The following is a 15,627-nucleotide window of genomic DNA, read 5'->3' as shown; positions in this document are numbered from 1 at the left end:
TCACGTGTCAGTGGCGGAACCGTATGTCATTTTCGCGGTGAGGGCAACACGGGTCAGCCGAGGTCGGCGCTGCTGACGACCTTGTTGCGGCCGGTGTTCTTCGCGGTGTAGAGCGCTTGGTCGGCCGCGTGGACCAGGCGATCGATGGCGGATCCCGACTCGGGATACGTCGCGATGCCGATCGAGGCGGAGAGCCCGTCGATCGTCCTCCTGCCGTTCAGGGCAGGCACCTCCACGGCGAGCCGCTCGACGGCCTGGCGGACGCGTTCGGCGACGACGCGGACGTCGGTTCGGTGGATGTCGGGCAGCAGAACCACGAATTCCTCGCCGCCGAACCGGCCGACGCTGTCGTAATCGCGGACCGCGCCGGAGATCGCGGCGGCGACGGCGCGCAAGACGGCGTCACCGCTGAGGTGCCCGTGCTCGTCGTTGATCCGCTTGAAGCGGTCGAGATCCACCATCAGCACGCCGAAGCTGGAGGCGGCACGCTGCGCACGGTCGAGTTCGCGGCCGGCGAGGGTGTGCCAGCCGGTGGTGTTGAAGAGACCGGTCTTCTCGTCGGTGGTCGCGGCGATTTCCAGCTGCTTCACGAGAACCGCCCGGTGGATGACCAGCAGCGGCGGCAGAACGCAGAGCGCCAGTTCGGCCATGGTCGTCACGGCGAGCGCGGTCATGAGGCCGAGGCAGAGGGTCGCGGCTTCGAGCAGGTTGTCGCCCCAACTGCCGAAAAGGGTGCGCAGCGAGCGGTCCGGTGCGTTGAGTCCAGGGACGGTGATGAGGGCGGCGATGACGAAGTACGCGGCGGTGGCGAGGGCGAGGCTGCCGAAACCGGTCCATCCGGCGCGCAGGGCGTCGTCGAGGTTGGGGGTGACGGTCCGGGAGAGGACGGCCGCGGCGGCTTGGCAGGTGACGATGACCAGGGCGGCGTTGAACACCACGCGGAAAGCCGAGATACGGCGGGCGCGATAAGGGCTTCGGACGGCCAGATAGGCGTAGAGGACTGCGACAAGTCCCGTGACGAGAGCCGAGGGCAGCACGAGCACCCCGGCGAAGCTCCACACCGAAGTCAGGTTGATGTGCGGAGTGCCGGAGATGAGCCGGAGCCGTTCGACCTCGCGGCCCAGTTCGGCCTGCAGCAGGCCGCAGCCGGTCAGCAGGCCGAAGACGAGGAGATCCCGGCCGGAGAAGTGTTCGGTACAGACAGCGTTCGCGGTCGCGCCCGCCGCGGCGGTCTCGATCAGAAGGCAGTAGGCGATCAGACCGGGCCGCTGGTTCCACAGTTTCCACTGCGACGGCGATACCGCGGCGCGGAAGGAACGCGCCGGTCTGTCCGCGAGATCGGTGTCAGCCGTACCCACGTCGCCCCCTGCTTGACCAGCGCGTCCCCCCGACGGACCATCAACAGTAGTCGGCGGCATTCGCACTGTCAGCAGAGTTCGGAAAACGTTGCGGCGAGCCGATAACGCGGATATCCGGCCAGGTTTTCCTTGTCCTGACTGCTGAATTCAAGGAAGCCGGGTGCGCCGATCCGATCGGCGCACCCGGGGCGGTCACTTGGAGGGCAGCGGCTGCGGCTTGCCGCCGTCGAGGAGGCCGTACGGCAGGATGCTGTCCGGGGTTCCGGTGATCGCACCCGCCGGGTTGTTCATCAGGCCGGTGACGAAATTGGCGCCGGAACCGTTCGGCGAGGGCAGCAGGAAGCCGAGCGTGCCCGCGCCACCGGCCAAGCCGCCCACCAGGTCTCCGACACCGCCGAGGCCGCTGTTGGCGCTCGGGCTCGATCCCGGACTGTCCGCCGGTGCGGCTTGGGCCGTCGCGGTGGACAGGAAGATCAATGCCAGCCCCAGCCCGAGGCCCCCGAGTGCACGCTTCACGAAACTGCTCCTTTTTCGAAGTGTCGTCCGGTAACGCGACTCAGGGTCGTCCGCGACGGCTGGCGCTGCCACTGGAGACCGGGTAAAGCGCCCGATCGGGCAAGGATTGTCAGTGCTGGAAGGGAGTCAGCGGATCCCAGAGTTCCGCGCAGTGGTGCTGGCGCGGGATTTCCGTGGTGAGCTGGCTGTCCCCGGCGGCGTTGAGCGCCAGCACGACAGGATTGTCCTTTGTGTACGGATCCCACTGCGGAGCGCCGTCCACAGTGGGGTTTCCGGTGCGCGCGAACCCGGACCACTGCGTCAGCAGCTGATCGGCAAGTGCCTGCTGATTGGCCGTGAGCTGAACGCCGTTCGGAAACATCAGCAGCCATTCGGCGACGTGATAGGCGCCGTTCGGTTTGGCCGGATCGACGAAGAATTGCGGCGGGATATCGGTGTCGTCGACCTGGTAGGCGAAGACCGGGATGTGCCGCGACAGCCGCTCGTCGTTGATCAATGCGGGGCAGACCGAGTTGGAGTCGGCGACGGCGGTCCGGTAGGCGAGGAACGGGGCCGGCGCCGGGTAGCGCTTCAGCGGATAGGTCTTGCGGACCTCGTCGGCGTGCTTTCCGTACTGTTGCTTCATGAATTTGTCGTAATCGGCCGCGGTCTCAGCGAACGGCAGTTGAGTTTCGTCGCGGTCGACGCCGTGCATCAGCGTTATGTGGTTGACGTGCCCGGTAGCGAAAGCCTCGGCCGGCGACATCGGCAGCGTCTTGCCGTCGACGATCGGCGCGACTGTGCCGTTGTCCGGATTTCTCCCCTGCCCTGCCTGTTTGAGCACCTTCTCCGCGGGCAGCGCGCGCAGGCAGGCGGCGGTGGAACAACCCAGCGCTATGGCGAATCGCGCCCCCTTTTGCTGCGCTTGTTTCTCGGTGGGCAACTGTGCTTTACAGTCCTGCGTTTGCCAGATGATGTCTGCGCCGAGCAGCGAGTTGTACTCGCCGCTTTGGCTGATCCCGCGCTTGAACAGCCCGGCCGAGGCAGGCGAAGCGGTGTGGGCGCAGACGCTCGAACCGCCCGCGGAATCGCCGTAGATCGTGACGTTGTGCGGGTCTCCGCCGAACTTCGCGATGTTGCGTTGCACCCACCGGAGCGCGGCTTGCTGGTCCTGGAGACCGTAGTTGCCCGCGTGCGCGCCGAACGATTCATGCGCCAGGAAACCGAAAATCCCGAGCCGGTAATTGAACTCCACGCTGATGACGTGCCCGGCCGTCACGAGACGGCTCGCGTCCGTCGGCTTCCACAAGAGGAATCCGCCGCCGTGGATCTGCACCATTACCGGAAACGGACCAGGACCCGCATTCGCCGGCACGCGCACGGTCAAGTTGAGGCAATCCTCGTTAGCCGACCCGGGACCGGTTCCCGGCGGCTGCGGACACTCATTGCCCTCCGCGGTCGCGGCGAACGGCTCCGTCCAGTGCGCAGGCCGCTGCGGCGCGGCCCAACGCCGCTCGCCGACTGGTGGCGCGCCGTAGCGAATCCCTTGCCACGACTTGATCTCCGCGTTCGCGACCCCGCACACCGGTCCGTCGTCGGTAGTCACCGTGGTGCCGGGCGAACACGCCGGCGCGCCCACCTTGGTGGCCAGCGCCGCCGACCCGGCCAGCGACATCACCACCCCCACGACGGCCGCCAATACCGCAGCGGATGCCTTTCCCTCGAATCTCATCCGTCCTCCTTCGCTCCCGCCTGGCCGGGGAGGCCGAACGAACGACGAGCAGCAACCACGCACCGAACAGGCGGTTTACCGGTATGGGCTCGACCAATGACCAACTCCGGGTCATTGCCGCGGGCACGAGTCCCGCGCGCCTCCAGTCTGACCGCCGCACGAGGCGGCACAACCTCCGTTCGGGCGCGCGGGAACTGTCAAATTCCCGGGCACGATGGTCTTTGTCAGGGATCAAGGCGACCGGCGGGAGGAGACGGGCGCACGAGCGAACACCCTTGGGGCCAAGCGGATTCTTCGGAGCAGCACGTTCGGCCGGAACGGCTATCTCGCCGCGCTCAAGACCGCGGTCAGCTCCGGGCTCACGACGCGAACTGCCGGATGCGCGTGCCAGCGGCGCAACACCACCGCCAGCTTCCGCAGATCGGTCCGGATCGTCGCGGATCCGAGCTGGACGATCTGCGCCAGCAACGGCTGCGCGAGCCGGCACGCCTGCTCCAGTTCGCCGGAAGCCGCGTACGCCAGGCACAACCGGAGGCCGAACCGGGTACGAGCGCGAACCGCGCCGTGCGGGATCCGCGCGATTTCCCGGTCGAGAACGCTCGCCGCCTCCGCCGGGCGGCCCAGGTCGTAAAGGCACCAGCCGGTCGCGACGCCTACCGGATCGGCGACCTGCGAGGTGCCGATAACGGGACCGGCCGGCATGCCCGCGGGGTCTTGCAGCCAGGCCCGCGCTCTGTCCAGCGCGCGCATGCAGCCGTCCGGATCTCCGGCGAGGGCATGGCCTTGCGCCTCCCGCTGCGCCGCGAGCCCGAGCACCCGGGCCGGCACGGTCTTGCGCTCTTGCGCCTGCCTCGCCAATGCGACAGTCTCCGCCCCGTCACCCTGGTACATGGCGATCAGCGCTTGCCGGACCAACGCGTAACTCGACAGGAAGTCGTCGCCGGCGACACCGGAAACGCGCACTGCCCGCGCGGTCCACCAGGCGGCGGCCTCGTCGTCGCCGGATTCCTGGGCCATCCAGCCCGCGTACTCCGCCGTCCGTGCCGCCAGCGAGGCCACCTTCGCCAAGGCCCGGCCGCCCACCTGCGCGGCGAGTGTCCGCAGCGCCTGGGCCTGTCCCACCACCATCGGCAGCACGACGTCCGGAGAGGAGGCCTGGCCCAAGTCCCGCGCGGCGTCGAACAACCGCCGATGCTGAATCAACTGTGCCTCCGCGTCCACGGCCACGACCCCGGTGCCGGACACCTTGAGCCCCGCGATCACCGCCATCCCGCCGAGCAGCACGTCCCGTCGCGCGACCGGATTGAACGCGCCTCCGCCATCGGGCATCATCGTCATTACCCACACTTCTTCCTCGGTTGCCCCGGCCGCGATCGGCCGGGAAGCCCGCTCGGCTTCGCCGGCGAGTTCGATCAGCTCTCCGGCCGCACCCAGCAAGGCGTCGCACTTCCGCACGAACTCCGGCGACGGAGCCTGCGCGCCGGTCTCGACCCGGCTGACGTGGCCCTTGCTGTAGTAGAGCCGCCGGGCGAACTCGCTCAGCGAAAGCCCTTCGGCGACCCGCATCGCTCGCACTCTCGACCCGAACGTCTCCGGAACGGAAGACACCTGGCGCACCGCCCTTCGTCGATTTCCCATCTTGCCCGACCGGCAGTCTTCACCCAGCAGGGTGGACGTTCCAGACAACAGCTGGAAACAGGAAACGGACGCTCAGTGTAGTGCGATTTCTACCGAACAAATGATCAGCTGGAGCAGATTTCGTAGATCATTACTTCAGTGTTGTCAGCGGTAGTCAAAAGCTGGACAAAAGCACGGCCGACGATCGGAAACAGGAAACACTCGCCTACCCTCAAGTAGGGCTTGTCAAGCAGCCGTTCGGATGCCAAAGATTGCTCTCTGTTCCCCGCGACCCTCCTCCCCGGCCGGCCCCGTGCCGCGGCGCGCACGACCGGCCAGACCAGGAAAGGCCACTCGTTGAACCAGATCTTCCTCAACTACCGCACGGTCGACGACGGGTTCGGCGTGGCTCTGCTCGACCATCGGCTGTCCCGCGCGTTCGGTCCGGAAGCGGTCTTTTTCGCGTCGAAATCCATCGAACTCGGCTCCGAATGGGAGCAATACCTGTTCGACGCGGTCAAGGCCTCGCATGCCCTGCTGGCAGTGATCGGGAGAAATTGGCTGAACGCCCAGGACGGTAAGGGAAACCGCCTGCTCGACGATCCCCAGGACTTCGTCCGCCGGGAGATAACCACCGCATTCGAGCTGGGGAAACGCGTCATTCCGGTCCTGCTGGACGCCCCTCGGATCACCCGCGAAGAACTTCCCGAACCGCTTCGCCAACTGGCCGATGTGCAAGACGCGCGGGTCCATTTCCGCAACGCCGTCCCCGACATCGACCGCCTCGCGAAGAGGCTGGAGCAGCTCATTCCCGGGCTGCGCCGAGCCTCCGCCGCGGTCGCCGGCACCAAGTTCACCGCCCACGCGCACCAGGGCGGCGTCGTCAACCAGTTCGACCGCGTCGACGTGCGCGGCGACTTCCACGCCGGACCCCGCTGACCGTCTCCCCCCCATACCCCGGAGCTGACTCTTGAGCGAAGAGACTCCGGCCGAAGAAGCTGCGAAGGAACCGGCGGAACCGCCGGAGTCTGAGTCTTCCTCGGCCGAAAAAGACCCCCCGCCGCCCTCGGAACGGGACCAAGCGGTCCACGACCTGCGCGGCCAGGCCTCGGACTTGCTGAACGTCCAGTTCAGCAAGATCGTCTCGGAGGCCGCCGGCCGGCTGGAAGGCGTGACGAACCTCAACATCTTCCACGAGGTGCACACCGACGGCGATTTCATCGCCGGGCCGGGCGGCCGGAGCACCTCGCGGCGCTCGGGCAGAAGCCGGGCCCAGCCGCAGGACCTCGCCGCGATCGAGTACTTCGCGCCGCCGCCCGACTTCCAGGACTGCGTGGACCGGCTGCACAGCAACAATCTGCTGATCATCGCCGACGCGGCGAGCACCGGGCGGTTCAGCCGCGCGTTGGCGGCCTTGCGGGAGGTGCTCGACGAGAACGCCGTGATCTACCGTGTTCCCGCCTCGATCCTGGGCAACCCCAGCTGGCGGATTCACCAGCCGCGCAGCGGTTACCTCGTCGTGGACCCGGACAACGGCGACGGCAAGTTCTCCGCGAGCAAGCTCACCGACGATTGGCTCGCGAAAACCGCCGAACGCCTGCAGGACGAGGAATGCCATCTCGTGGTCGTGACCGGCCCGGCGGCCGGAACCCTTGCCACCGCGACGAAACGCGTCGAGTTCGTCGTCGAAGAGCTCGAGCTGCCGGATCCGATGGACATCGTGCGCAAGCGGCTGGACGGCGAGGTCCCGTGGGCCGACCCCGAAACCCTCCGCGGCCGGCTGGCCGCCGCCAACGTGGAGGAACTGCTTGAAGAACGCGACAATCCGGAGTTCGCGGCCAGGGTCGCGCGTGCCGTGGTCAACGCGGTTCGAGAGAACGAGGATCTCGGCAAGACGCTCGACAAACTGCGAGATCCGACCGGGCAGGTCCGGGAATGGCTCAGCCAAAACCCGGGCAGCGTGGACGTCGCGCTCGTCTTCGCCACCGCGGTGCTCGAAAACGCCAGCTATCTCCACGTCGCGGACGCGGCGATCGCGCTCCACCGGCAGCTCAGCAACGGCAGCTCGGCGACGCTGACCCTGCGCTACCTTCGCAAGATCGTCGCCGAGCGCAGCTGGCTGGAGCTCGATTCCGACGAAACCCGAGGCAGAGCCAGCCTGCGCTTCAAATCGGCTCGCTTGCGAGTGGCCGTGCTCGGCATTCTGTGGCTCGAGCTCGACGGCGCGCGCGAGAAAATACTGAGCTGGCTGCAAAACCTCGCCAACCACACGAACGTGGATGTGCGGGCCCGGGCCGCCCACGCCGCGGGGATCCTCGCGAACACCGACTTCGAGCACGGCGTGCACGGCTACCTCCTGCAGTGGGCCACGTCCGACTCGGCCTTGTTGCAGCAGAGCGCCGCCTACGGGCTCAACGTCGCGGGGACGCGGAGTCCCGGCAACACCGGCATCGCCTGGTCGTATGTCGAACGGTGGGCGGAACTCGTCGGCGAACCCAAGATCCGCAGGCTGCCGATCACCGCGGGCCTCGCGGTCGGCGGGCAGCTCGGCACGCAGAATCCCCGGCGTGCCTTGCGCGTCTTGCGCCGCCTCGTGCGCCACGGCGACTGGGGTTTGCTGGAACCCGTCGCCGTCAGCACCCAGGCGCTGCTCGAATCGGGCTGCGCGGAGGAGGTGCTGCAGGCCCTGCTCGAGTGGACCGAGCGCTCGGAAGACGGGGAACCCGAGGTCAAAGCCCTGACGATATTCGCGTTCGCCGTCGCGCCCGAAGCCGGTCTGCGCGAGCGTCCGCTGCTGATGCGCGAAGAACGCCGGCACGGCGAAGTGCTGGCGGAGCTCTGGGGAAGGGCACTGGCCAGCACGGCGGCCCGGACCCTCGCCGAGGACGCGCTGAGGTCGTGGGTCCGGGTAGCCGATCGCGACCGCTCGGCCGCGGACACCGTGCTCAGCGTGCTGGCCGGAATCGCCGACCGCGGGACCACGGACTTCGAACGGGTCCTGCACCTCCTGCGCGGCTGGGCGAACGATCCGCACGACCCGTCGGACCAGGCAGCCGAATTCCACGACACCCTGCTCGATCTCGATCTCGAGGAAGAAGCATCATGAGCCAGACCTACAACCCGGTCCTCGCCTGCGAAGAAGTCCGGCGCATGCGCCTCGGCGCCCCGCTGCGCTCGCCCGAACTCGGCGTCGCGATGGTCCTGGAACGGGCGACCGGCACCCCGCTCGTGGTCAACCACGGCGAACGCGTGCCGGACGCGCGGACCGGCAACTACCGCCGGATGCACCTGATCGACGTGGCCACCCGCGGGCTGTCGTTCACGGTCCTGGTGGCGAGCTCCGACCCGGCCTTCACCTTCCGGGTGACGGTCGAGTTCGCCTGCCAGGTCACCGATCCGGTCGCCATCGCGTTGAACAAGGTCACCGACATGACCGCCAGCCTGCTGCCGTCGCTCACCTCGATCGCCCGGGAGACCGCGGCCCGCTTCGACGTGCTGGAACCCGCGGCGGCGTCGAACGCGATCTCCGCCCGCCTCAACTCGGCGCGCGACTCGCCGACGGTGCGGCTCAGCAGCTACTCGGTGTCGGTCTCGATGGTCGACAACGAGGAATTCGTGACAGAGCAACGGAAGATCCGGGTGCGCAAGCTGTCCTTCGACGCCATGCGCCCGATCGCGGGCGGGACCCGCGAGGACATGCTCGCCCACATCATGTCGATCGAGGACGGCGATCCGATGGCGCTGCTGGACCGGGAACGAGCCGACCGCGCCGCCGAGGTGAAAGCCCAGATCGACATATTGCGCACCTTGTCCGGCACCGACATGGAGAACTTCAGCGCCTCCGAAGTACGCGAACAGGTCCTCGGCCAGTTCTTCGACCGGAGCAAGGCGGTGCCCGGCAAGCGGCGGAAACTCCGGGACAGCTTGGAGAACCGCGCCAAAGCGGAGATCGAGGAGGCCAAGGTCGTCGAGGGCAACGTTCCCCCGGCGAAGAACACCGCCGAGGACGGAGCGCCGTCCTCGAAACGCGCCAGCCGGCTCCGAGGTTCGATGCGGCCGGCCGAACCGGAAAACGAAAGCTGAGGCATGGACGTAACTCCCGGTGCGCGAGGCACCGCACGCCTCTGGCACTACACCGAAGAAGCGCTCGCCGCGGTCGCGGTGTGGACGGAACGGATCGCGGGAAAGGGCGAGGACGCCGACCCGCTCGTGCTCTTGCACCGGCCGTCGAGATCAGGATTGCTCGCCGTCTTCGACGGGGTCGGCGGCGCGGGCCGGGCCCCGGCGGGCCGCACACCGTCCGGACAGCTGCGCACCCAAGCCTGGCTCGCTTCCCGGCGAGCTCGTGCCCTGGTCGAGGAATGGTTCACCGACGCGACGACCGCCATCGCCCCGAACGTGCTCGCGGCGCACCTCGGCAACCGGCTGGGCGCCGGCGTGCTGCGCCCGCGGAGAATCCGGGGCAAACTCCAGCGCGAGCTTCCGACCACCTTCGCCGGGCTGATCTTCGAATTGGCCGACGGGCAGGCCGCTTGGCAGGTTCTGTGGGCCGGGGATTCCCGGTGCTACGTGGCCGAACCCCGAGGCGGGCTGCAGCAACTCAGCCTCGACGACACCGAGGCAGGCGATGCGCTGGAGCTGCTGCTCCAGGACCCGCCGATGACCAACCTGGTGCAGGCGGGCGGCCCGTTCCAGATCCGCGGCAGCCGGGGATCCGCCCGGCTGCCGTGCCTGCTCATCACGGCGACCGACGGTTTCTTCGGCTACGTCGGCACTCCCGCGGAGTTCGAGTACGCGCTGTGGGAGACGTTGCTGAGCGCGCAGGACGCGATGCACTGGTCGGTCCTGCTCACGGAGAAGGTCCAGTCCTATACGCAGGACGACGCGTCCATCGCGATCGTCGCGCTCGGCTTCGAGGACTTTTCCGTCGTCCGCGCGAGCTTCCGGGCTCGGTTCGACCGGCTGCGGGAAGAACACGCCGAGCCGATGCGCCGGGCGGCCGCCGGCGGGCGAACAGCCTTGGTAGAGACCAGGAAGCGCTCGTGGCTCGCCTATCGCGAGTACTACGAGCGCCGGCTTCCGCCACGCGAAGGGAGCGACTCGTGAAACTCGGCTCGGCCGTGCGGGGCTACGAGATCATCACCCGCCCGTCGAACGCGAACGCGGGCAAATGCCTCTGGGCGTTCGCCCGCAAAGACGGCAGGGATTTCTTCGTCAAGGAGTTCCTCGAACCCAAACGCCCGCGCCCGGACTCGATGGGCTCGGTCGAGGACAAGAAGCGCCGTCTCGCGGCCTGCCGGAAATTCGAAAAACGGCACGAGAAGCTGTCGAACATCCTGCGCTCGGACCATCCGCACGCCGGAAACCTCGTGCTGGCAAGGGATTTCTTCGCCGAGGGGACGCGCTACTACAAGATCACCGACCGGATCGACCCGGTGGACGTGGCTCCCGCGAACCTAGCCCCGCCGGATCGCGCCATCCTGTTGCACACCCTCTGCGAGAGTGTCGCGCTGCTCCACGAACACAAGATCGTCCACGGAGATCTCCGGCCGGAGAATGTGCTGATCCACCGGCCGCCGCGCAGCGACCTGCACATCGCGAAGCTGATCGACTTCGACGACTCCTACCTTTCCGGCAAGCCGCCAGCGGCCGGGGAAGTAGGCGGAAACCCGTACTACGGCGCACCGGAATGGCTCAGCTACCTCCGCGGCGAGCGAGGTGTCCGTGCTTCCCAGCTCACCTCCGCGGCGGACATTTTCGCGCTGGGGCTGCTGATCCATACCTACCTCGCAGGCGCTCCGCCCGAGTTTCCGGCGGAATTCGAATCGCCTGCCGCGGCGGTGCTCGCCGGAGCCGATCTGAAGCTCGATCCGGCGCTGCCCGCGGAGTGGGCCGAGGTGCTGTCCGGCACCGTGCGGAACGAGTCCTCGGCCCGGCCCACGATCAACGACGTGCTGACCCTGCTGCGCGCCCAGCACCCGCCGGCCGCGCCCAGCCGGGTCCGGATCAATCTCACCGGACGTGTTCCGGCGAAAGGAAAATGATGACCCAGCAGACCGCGACCGACCTCGGCTACGCCGTCGACATCGTGTTGTGCATCGACACCACCGCGAGCATGCGCCCGATCCTGGACAACGTGAAGGCGAGCGCACTGACCTTCCCCGGCAAGCTCATGCAAGAAATGGCCGACAAGGGCAGGCGAATCCGCAGCCTGCGGCTCAAGGTCGTCGCCTTCCGCGATTACGGAGACCGCGCCGACGACGCCTTGTCCGAGACGGATTTCCTTTCCGTGCCCGCGAAGGTGGACGAGTTCGAACGCACTGTCAGCGCGCTGCGGCCGGACGGCGGCGGGGACGAGCCCGAGTCCGGGCTGGAAGCGCTCGCCGTGGCGATGCAGTCCGAATGGGAGACCGGTCTCGACCGGCGCAGGCACGTGATCGTCGTTTTCACCGACGCGCCCGCACATCGGCTCGGCGATCCTCGCCAGCGCGGCGCCACCGGCTATCCGTCTTCGATCCCGAGCTCGCTGGACGAGCTTTTCGCCTGGTGGGGCCACGCGCAGCAGCGCGGAGCACGCATGGAGAACTCGGCGAAGCGGCTCTTGCTCTTCGCTCCCGAGGCCTACCCGTGGGAGGACATCGCCGACGACTGGAACAACACGCTGTTCTTCCCTTCCACCGCGGGGGAAGGGCTCGAAGAATGGGAAATGGACCAGATCATCGCCACGATCGCGAGCAGCCTTTGAGCCGGCGCTTCCGCTGGCCCGGCCGACGGAACCACGCGGCATCTCCGCCAGCGGAGGCTCCCCCGCGCCCGATGCCGCCTGCGATCGAAGGGCCGGACGTCGTGCTGTACCGGGACCGGGCGTTGCTGATCATCTGCGAGCGGCCCCGGCCGGGAGCACCGCCGGCGGTGCTTCGGATCCCGGTCCGCAACTGCGCGGCAGCGTCGCTCTCCATCGAACCCGGGCTGACCGGCCAGGAACTTCTCCGGCTGGACTTGAGCGTGCGATGGGGCCGGGACGCGCGGCTCGAGCTCCCGATGTGGTTTTCCGAGCAGTACCGGGTCTTGCTGCAGCGACTGGTCGACGAAGTGACCGCACCGCCGAACCCGAACCCGCGACCGCCGGGACCGCCGCCGGCTCCGGTGCTCGCACCGCTTCCGGTGCGCCGTGCTCCCCGCGACCGCAACTGGGTGACCTTCCGCTCCGGAGACGATGACGAGGTGGTGGTGTTCGATGCCGGACAAGGCTGATTGGTCGTGCGACTCCTGCCACACGAACAACTACGCACAACAGTCGGTGTGCCGCGTCTGCGGCCGGGAAGCGGGAAGCGCGACCGGGGAACTGGCGCTGCCGGACCATCGTCCGCTGAAGATCGCGGCCGACGAGACCGTCGCGTTCGTGGATTCGAAACACACCAAAACGGAACGGCCGACAATCGCGCTGGCCCCAGTGCCGCCGCCGCGGGCGCCGACGCGGCCCCCGCCTGCGCCGAAGATCTCGTCGCCCGGCCCGCGATATGCCCCGCGCCGGAGAAAGCGGCGGGTTCTCCCGTGGCTGGTACTGGCGGTCTTCGGATTTCTGGCGCTCGTCTACGGCAGCCAGCTTCTCGCCCATCTCAGTTCGAAGTTCCAGCAACCCGCGCAAACCACGGCCGCGACGCCGTGCCCGGCGGAGGCCGCTAGCTGGCTGTCGGACTCCGGAGCGGGGCTGGTGGCCAAGTACGACACCGGCAAACACACTGTGACGATCTGCGTCGGTTCGGACGGCTCCTATCACTACGACGGCCGCGTCAACGACGGCCAGCCGACCACGGCGGACAATCACATCTCGCTCCATGCCGAGCGGACTTCCAGCGGATTCACCGCGGTCAACGGGGAGTACAGCTACGAGATCTCCGGGCTTGACCTGACTGTCCGGAAGCGCAACAAGGTCATCGGCCGAGAGCATCTCACCCCGGTGCACTGACGCCCGCGCTTACCGCCTGAACCTCAGCCGCCGCGCGCAATTCGCGCACTAGTTCTCGTACCGCGAGGGATTGCGCGCCCGCGTAAGTCGCGACGTACCCGATCCGCCGAGTCGGCGGATCGGCGATCGGGGTGACCGCGACTCCCGGCGGGATGGCGGCGAGGGTGAGCTTCGGCAGGACTGCCATGCCAATCCCTTGTGCCACCATGGAAAGCACCACCCCGTCGTCGGCAACTTCCATTTTCGCCGACGGCAGCCAATCCTGCCGGGCCCACCAGGACCGGGTGTAGGAGGAGCAGTTTTCCGGCCAGTCGAGCAGCGGCAGAGCGCGCGGATCGGGCAGGACGGCGGGGTTCACCAGGAAATACGGCTCCCGGAACAGTTCTCCGGCGACCAGACCCGGCGGCGGGGTTTCGTCCTCGCCGAGGGTGGCGATGGCGACGTCCGCGCGTCCGTCGGCCACCTCGCCCGCGGTGCCGCGGCCTAGTTCGGGGACGATCAGGACTTGCGGGTTCAGGCCGGAATGCTTGGCAGTCAAGCGTTCCAGGGCAGCGGGCAGGAGATGTGCGGCCGCGCTGCGGAAAGCGGCGATGCGCAACGGGCCGGTGAGGGTTCCGGCCGCCGCGCCCCGGGCTTCGGCGCGGAGAACGTCGAGTTGGCGCAGGATCAGCCGGGCGTGCACGAGGGCGCGGGCGCCGGCCGCGGTGGGGCGGGCGCCGGTTCGGCCGCGGTCGAAGAGGATGGCGCCGACCTTGCGTTCGCAGGTCCGGACGGCGTGCGAGACCGCGGACTGGGTGAGACTCAGCTCGGCGGCAGCGGCGGTGAAACTGCCGGTGCGCTCCACCGCGAGCAGCAGGCGCAACTCGCCCGGCGTGAGGTCGACGGCATCCATGCGGCCAGCTTAACCGCGGCCATGAGTGAGATTCATGGATTGGCGCGGTCCATCGATCCGGAGGTCTGCTCAGGCGGCTTCGACGCGGATAAATTGCTGGTCAGAGCCAATTAAGGAGATCACGTGTCCCTGACCGCCGTTCGCCAGGTCCGCCGTCCCGAGGGCGCGCCTAGTGCCGCTGACTTCGAGTTCGTCACCCAGCCGCTGCCGAAGCTCGCCGACGGCCAGGTGCTGGTCGAGAACCGGTACCTGTCCGTCGATCCGTACATGCGCGAGTTCATGGAGTGGGGCGGCTGGGAGTTGGGCGCGGGTCTGGAGGGCCGCACGATCGGCGAGGTCGTCGAGTCGAAGGAGCCGACGCTGCCGGTTGGCACGACGGTGTTTCACCGGCACGGCTGGGCGACCCACGCCGTCGTCACCGCCGCCGACGTCCGGACGATCACCCCGGCGGACGGCGTTCCGCTGAGCGCTTACCTCGGCATTCTCGGCGGGACCGGGCTCACCGCGTACGTCGGTCTGACCCGGATCGCGCAGCTACGTCCCGGCGACGACGTGTTCATTTCCGCGGCAGCCGGTGCGGTGGGGAGCGCGGCCGGGCAGATCGCCCGGTTGCTCGGCGCGGGACGGATCGTCGGCAGCGCCGGATCCGCGGCGAAGGTCGAGCACCTGACCCGCGATCTCGGTTTCGACGCCGCCTTCAACTACCACGACGGCCCCGTCACTGACCTGCTCGCGAAGGCGGCACCGGACGGGATCGACGTGTACTTCGACAACGTCGGCGGAGATCACCTGGCCGCCGCGATCGATGTCCTGCGGGAACGCGGGCGGGTCGCCTGGTGCGGTTCAGTCGCGCAGTACAACAACCTGCGCACGCCGCCGAGCGCACCGCACAATTTGTTCGACGTCGTCGGGAAAAGCCTTCGGATCGAAGGGTTTCTGGTGCGCAATCACCTCGACGCGCGCGAGGAGTTCGAGGAATTCCTGATCCCGCACGTCCGCGGCGGGCAGGTGCTCGTGAACGAGACTGTGGCAGAAGGGTTTTCCAGCATCGTGGACGCGTTCACCGGGATGCTGCGCGGAGAGAACGTCGGGAAAATGCTGGTCCGCGTCTGACCGCCGGGAGGGGGCCGCAAAGCCCCCTCCCAGGTCAGAACCTCAATCGCGCCAACGGTTGTTGAGGAAAGCGTCGTCGTCCTCGTCGTCTTCCACCGGGCGCGGGCGGCGCGTCGGACGGCGCGGAGCCTCGGCGCGCGGCGCGGGCTGATTCGGAGTCACCGCGAACGGGGACGCCGAACCGGGCTCGTTGCCGAACTCGTCGGAATCGAACGCCGAGGGCGGTTCGGTGCTCGGCCGGTCCGTGCTCCACCCGGATTTGGTCTTGCGCTTCCCCATTTCCCGCCGGTGCTGGACGTACCGTTCGGCCGCCTGCGCCTGCTTCGTCATGTACTCCTGGGACTGCGCCTTGATCTCCTCGGCCTTCTGCTCGCGCAGCGCCCGGCGATCAGCCTGCTCGCGGACCAGCGCGTCCAGTTCTGCCTGCATCGCGGCGGTTTCGCTCATGCGT

General features: G+C 68.2%; 15 protein-coding genes. 9 read left to right on the top strand and 6 right to left on the bottom strand.

The annotated features are described in order from the left end of the window. Nucleotides 1-53: 53 nt before the first annotated feature. The 4 genes from ABD156_RS45095 to ABD156_RS45080 all read right to left on the bottom strand — a co-directional run bounded on the left by ABD156_RS45095 (nucleotide 54) and on the right by ABD156_RS45080 (nucleotide 5,223). A complete protein-coding gene (locus tag ABD156_RS45095) occupies nucleotides 54-1,358 on the bottom strand; it encodes a GGDEF domain-containing protein (RefSeq protein WP_344287899.1) in 1,305 nt (434 codons plus the stop codon). A gap of 192 nt (nucleotides 1,359-1,550) precedes the next feature. Beyond that, a complete protein-coding gene (locus ABD156_RS45090) occupies nucleotides 1,551-1,874 on the bottom strand; it encodes a hypothetical protein (RefSeq protein WP_344287897.1) in 324 nt (107 codons plus the stop codon). A gap of 109 nt (nucleotides 1,875-1,983) precedes the next feature. Beyond that, the gene (locus ABD156_RS45085; RefSeq protein ID WP_344287895.1) at nucleotides 1,984-3,585 is read right to left on the bottom strand and encodes a carboxylesterase/lipase family protein; all 1,602 of its coding nucleotides are present in this window, start codon (nucleotides 3,583-3,585) and stop codon (nucleotides 1,984-1,986) included. A gap of 321 nt (nucleotides 3,586-3,906) precedes the next feature. Then, a complete protein-coding gene (locus ABD156_RS45080; protein WP_344287893.1) occupies nucleotides 3,907-5,223 on the bottom strand; it encodes an NsdA family TPR-like regulatory protein in 1,317 nt (438 codons plus the stop codon). Between the two features lie 336 nt (nucleotides 5,224-5,559). Here ABD156_RS45080 and ABD156_RS45075 point away from each other — a divergent pair, with 336 nt between their 5' ends. The 8 genes from ABD156_RS45075 (at nucleotide 5,560) to ABD156_RS45040 (ending at nucleotide 13,171) form a co-directional block, all read left to right on the top strand. Continuing rightward, nucleotides 5,560-6,141, top strand: a complete 582-nt coding sequence (locus ABD156_RS45075) for a toll/interleukin-1 receptor domain-containing protein (protein ID WP_344287891.1) — start codon at nucleotides 5,560-5,562, stop codon at nucleotides 6,139-6,141. Between the two features lie 31 nt (nucleotides 6,142-6,172). Next, entirely contained in the window at nucleotides 6,173-8,308 is a 2,136-nt protein-coding gene (locus ABD156_RS45070; RefSeq protein ID WP_344287889.1) for a hypothetical protein, read from the top strand. Next, the gene (locus tag ABD156_RS45065) at nucleotides 8,305-9,285 is read left to right on the top strand and encodes a hypothetical protein (RefSeq protein ID WP_344287888.1); all 981 of its coding nucleotides are present in this window, start codon (nucleotides 8,305-8,307) and stop codon (nucleotides 9,283-9,285) included. Before ABD156_RS45070 ends, ABD156_RS45065 begins: the two co-directional genes overlap by 4 nt. 3 nt (nucleotides 9,286-9,288) lie before the next feature. Continuing rightward, the gene (locus tag ABD156_RS45060) at nucleotides 9,289-10,308 is read left to right on the top strand and encodes a serine/threonine protein phosphatase (protein WP_344287886.1); all 1,020 of its coding nucleotides are present in this window, start codon (nucleotides 9,289-9,291) and stop codon (nucleotides 10,306-10,308) included. Then, nucleotides 10,305-11,246, top strand: coding sequence for a protein kinase domain-containing protein (locus tag ABD156_RS45055; RefSeq protein WP_344287884.1), 942 nt, complete (start codon nucleotides 10,305-10,307; stop codon nucleotides 11,244-11,246). The genes ABD156_RS45060 and ABD156_RS45055 overlap by 4 nt, the downstream gene beginning before the upstream one ends. Continuing rightward, nucleotides 11,246-11,947, top strand: a complete 702-nt coding sequence (locus ABD156_RS45050; protein WP_344287883.1) for a vWA domain-containing protein — start codon at nucleotides 11,246-11,248, stop codon at nucleotides 11,945-11,947. Before ABD156_RS45055 ends, ABD156_RS45050 begins: the two co-directional genes overlap by 1 nt. A 71-nt stretch (nucleotides 11,948-12,018) precedes the next feature. Then, a complete protein-coding gene (locus ABD156_RS45045; RefSeq protein ID WP_344287881.1) occupies nucleotides 12,019-12,456 on the top strand; it encodes a hypothetical protein in 438 nt (145 codons plus the stop codon). Further along, nucleotides 12,440-13,171, top strand: a complete 732-nt coding sequence (locus tag ABD156_RS45040) for a zinc finger Ran-binding domain-containing protein (protein ID WP_344287879.1) — start codon at nucleotides 12,440-12,442, stop codon at nucleotides 13,169-13,171. Before ABD156_RS45045 ends, ABD156_RS45040 begins: the two co-directional genes overlap by 17 nt. Here the strand turns inward: ABD156_RS45040 and ABD156_RS45035 are convergent. Further along, nucleotides 13,155-14,063, bottom strand: a complete 909-nt coding sequence (locus tag ABD156_RS45035) for a LysR family transcriptional regulator (RefSeq protein ID WP_344287877.1) — start codon at nucleotides 14,061-14,063, stop codon at nucleotides 13,155-13,157. The genes ABD156_RS45040 and ABD156_RS45035 overlap by 17 nt on opposite strands. Nucleotides 14,064-14,186: 123 nt before the next feature. Here ABD156_RS45035 and ABD156_RS45030 point away from each other — a divergent pair, with 123 nt between their 5' ends. Next, complete coding sequence (locus ABD156_RS45030) at nucleotides 14,187-15,176, top strand: NADP-dependent oxidoreductase (RefSeq protein ID WP_344287875.1); 990 nt, start codon at nucleotides 14,187-14,189, stop codon at nucleotides 15,174-15,176. A gap of 42 nt (nucleotides 15,177-15,218) precedes the next feature. Here ABD156_RS45030 and ABD156_RS45025 read toward each other — a convergent pair whose 3' ends face one another. Beyond that, nucleotides 15,219-15,623 carry a hypothetical protein gene (locus tag ABD156_RS45025; protein WP_344287873.1) on the bottom strand — a complete coding sequence of 135 codons (405 nt, stop codon included), beginning with the start codon at nucleotides 15,621-15,623 and terminating at the stop codon, nucleotides 15,219-15,221. Between the last annotated feature and the right edge of the window lie 4 nt (nucleotides 15,624-15,627).

It is taken from the genome of Amycolatopsis albidoflavus (genome assembly GCF_039525725.1).
GTDB classification, from domain to species: domain Bacteria; phylum Actinomycetota; class Actinomycetes; order Mycobacteriales; family Pseudonocardiaceae; genus Amycolatopsis; species Amycolatopsis albidoflava.
The sequence above is the reverse complement of the archived record's forward strand: the minus strand, read 5'-3'. Positions and strand labels throughout refer to the sequence as shown.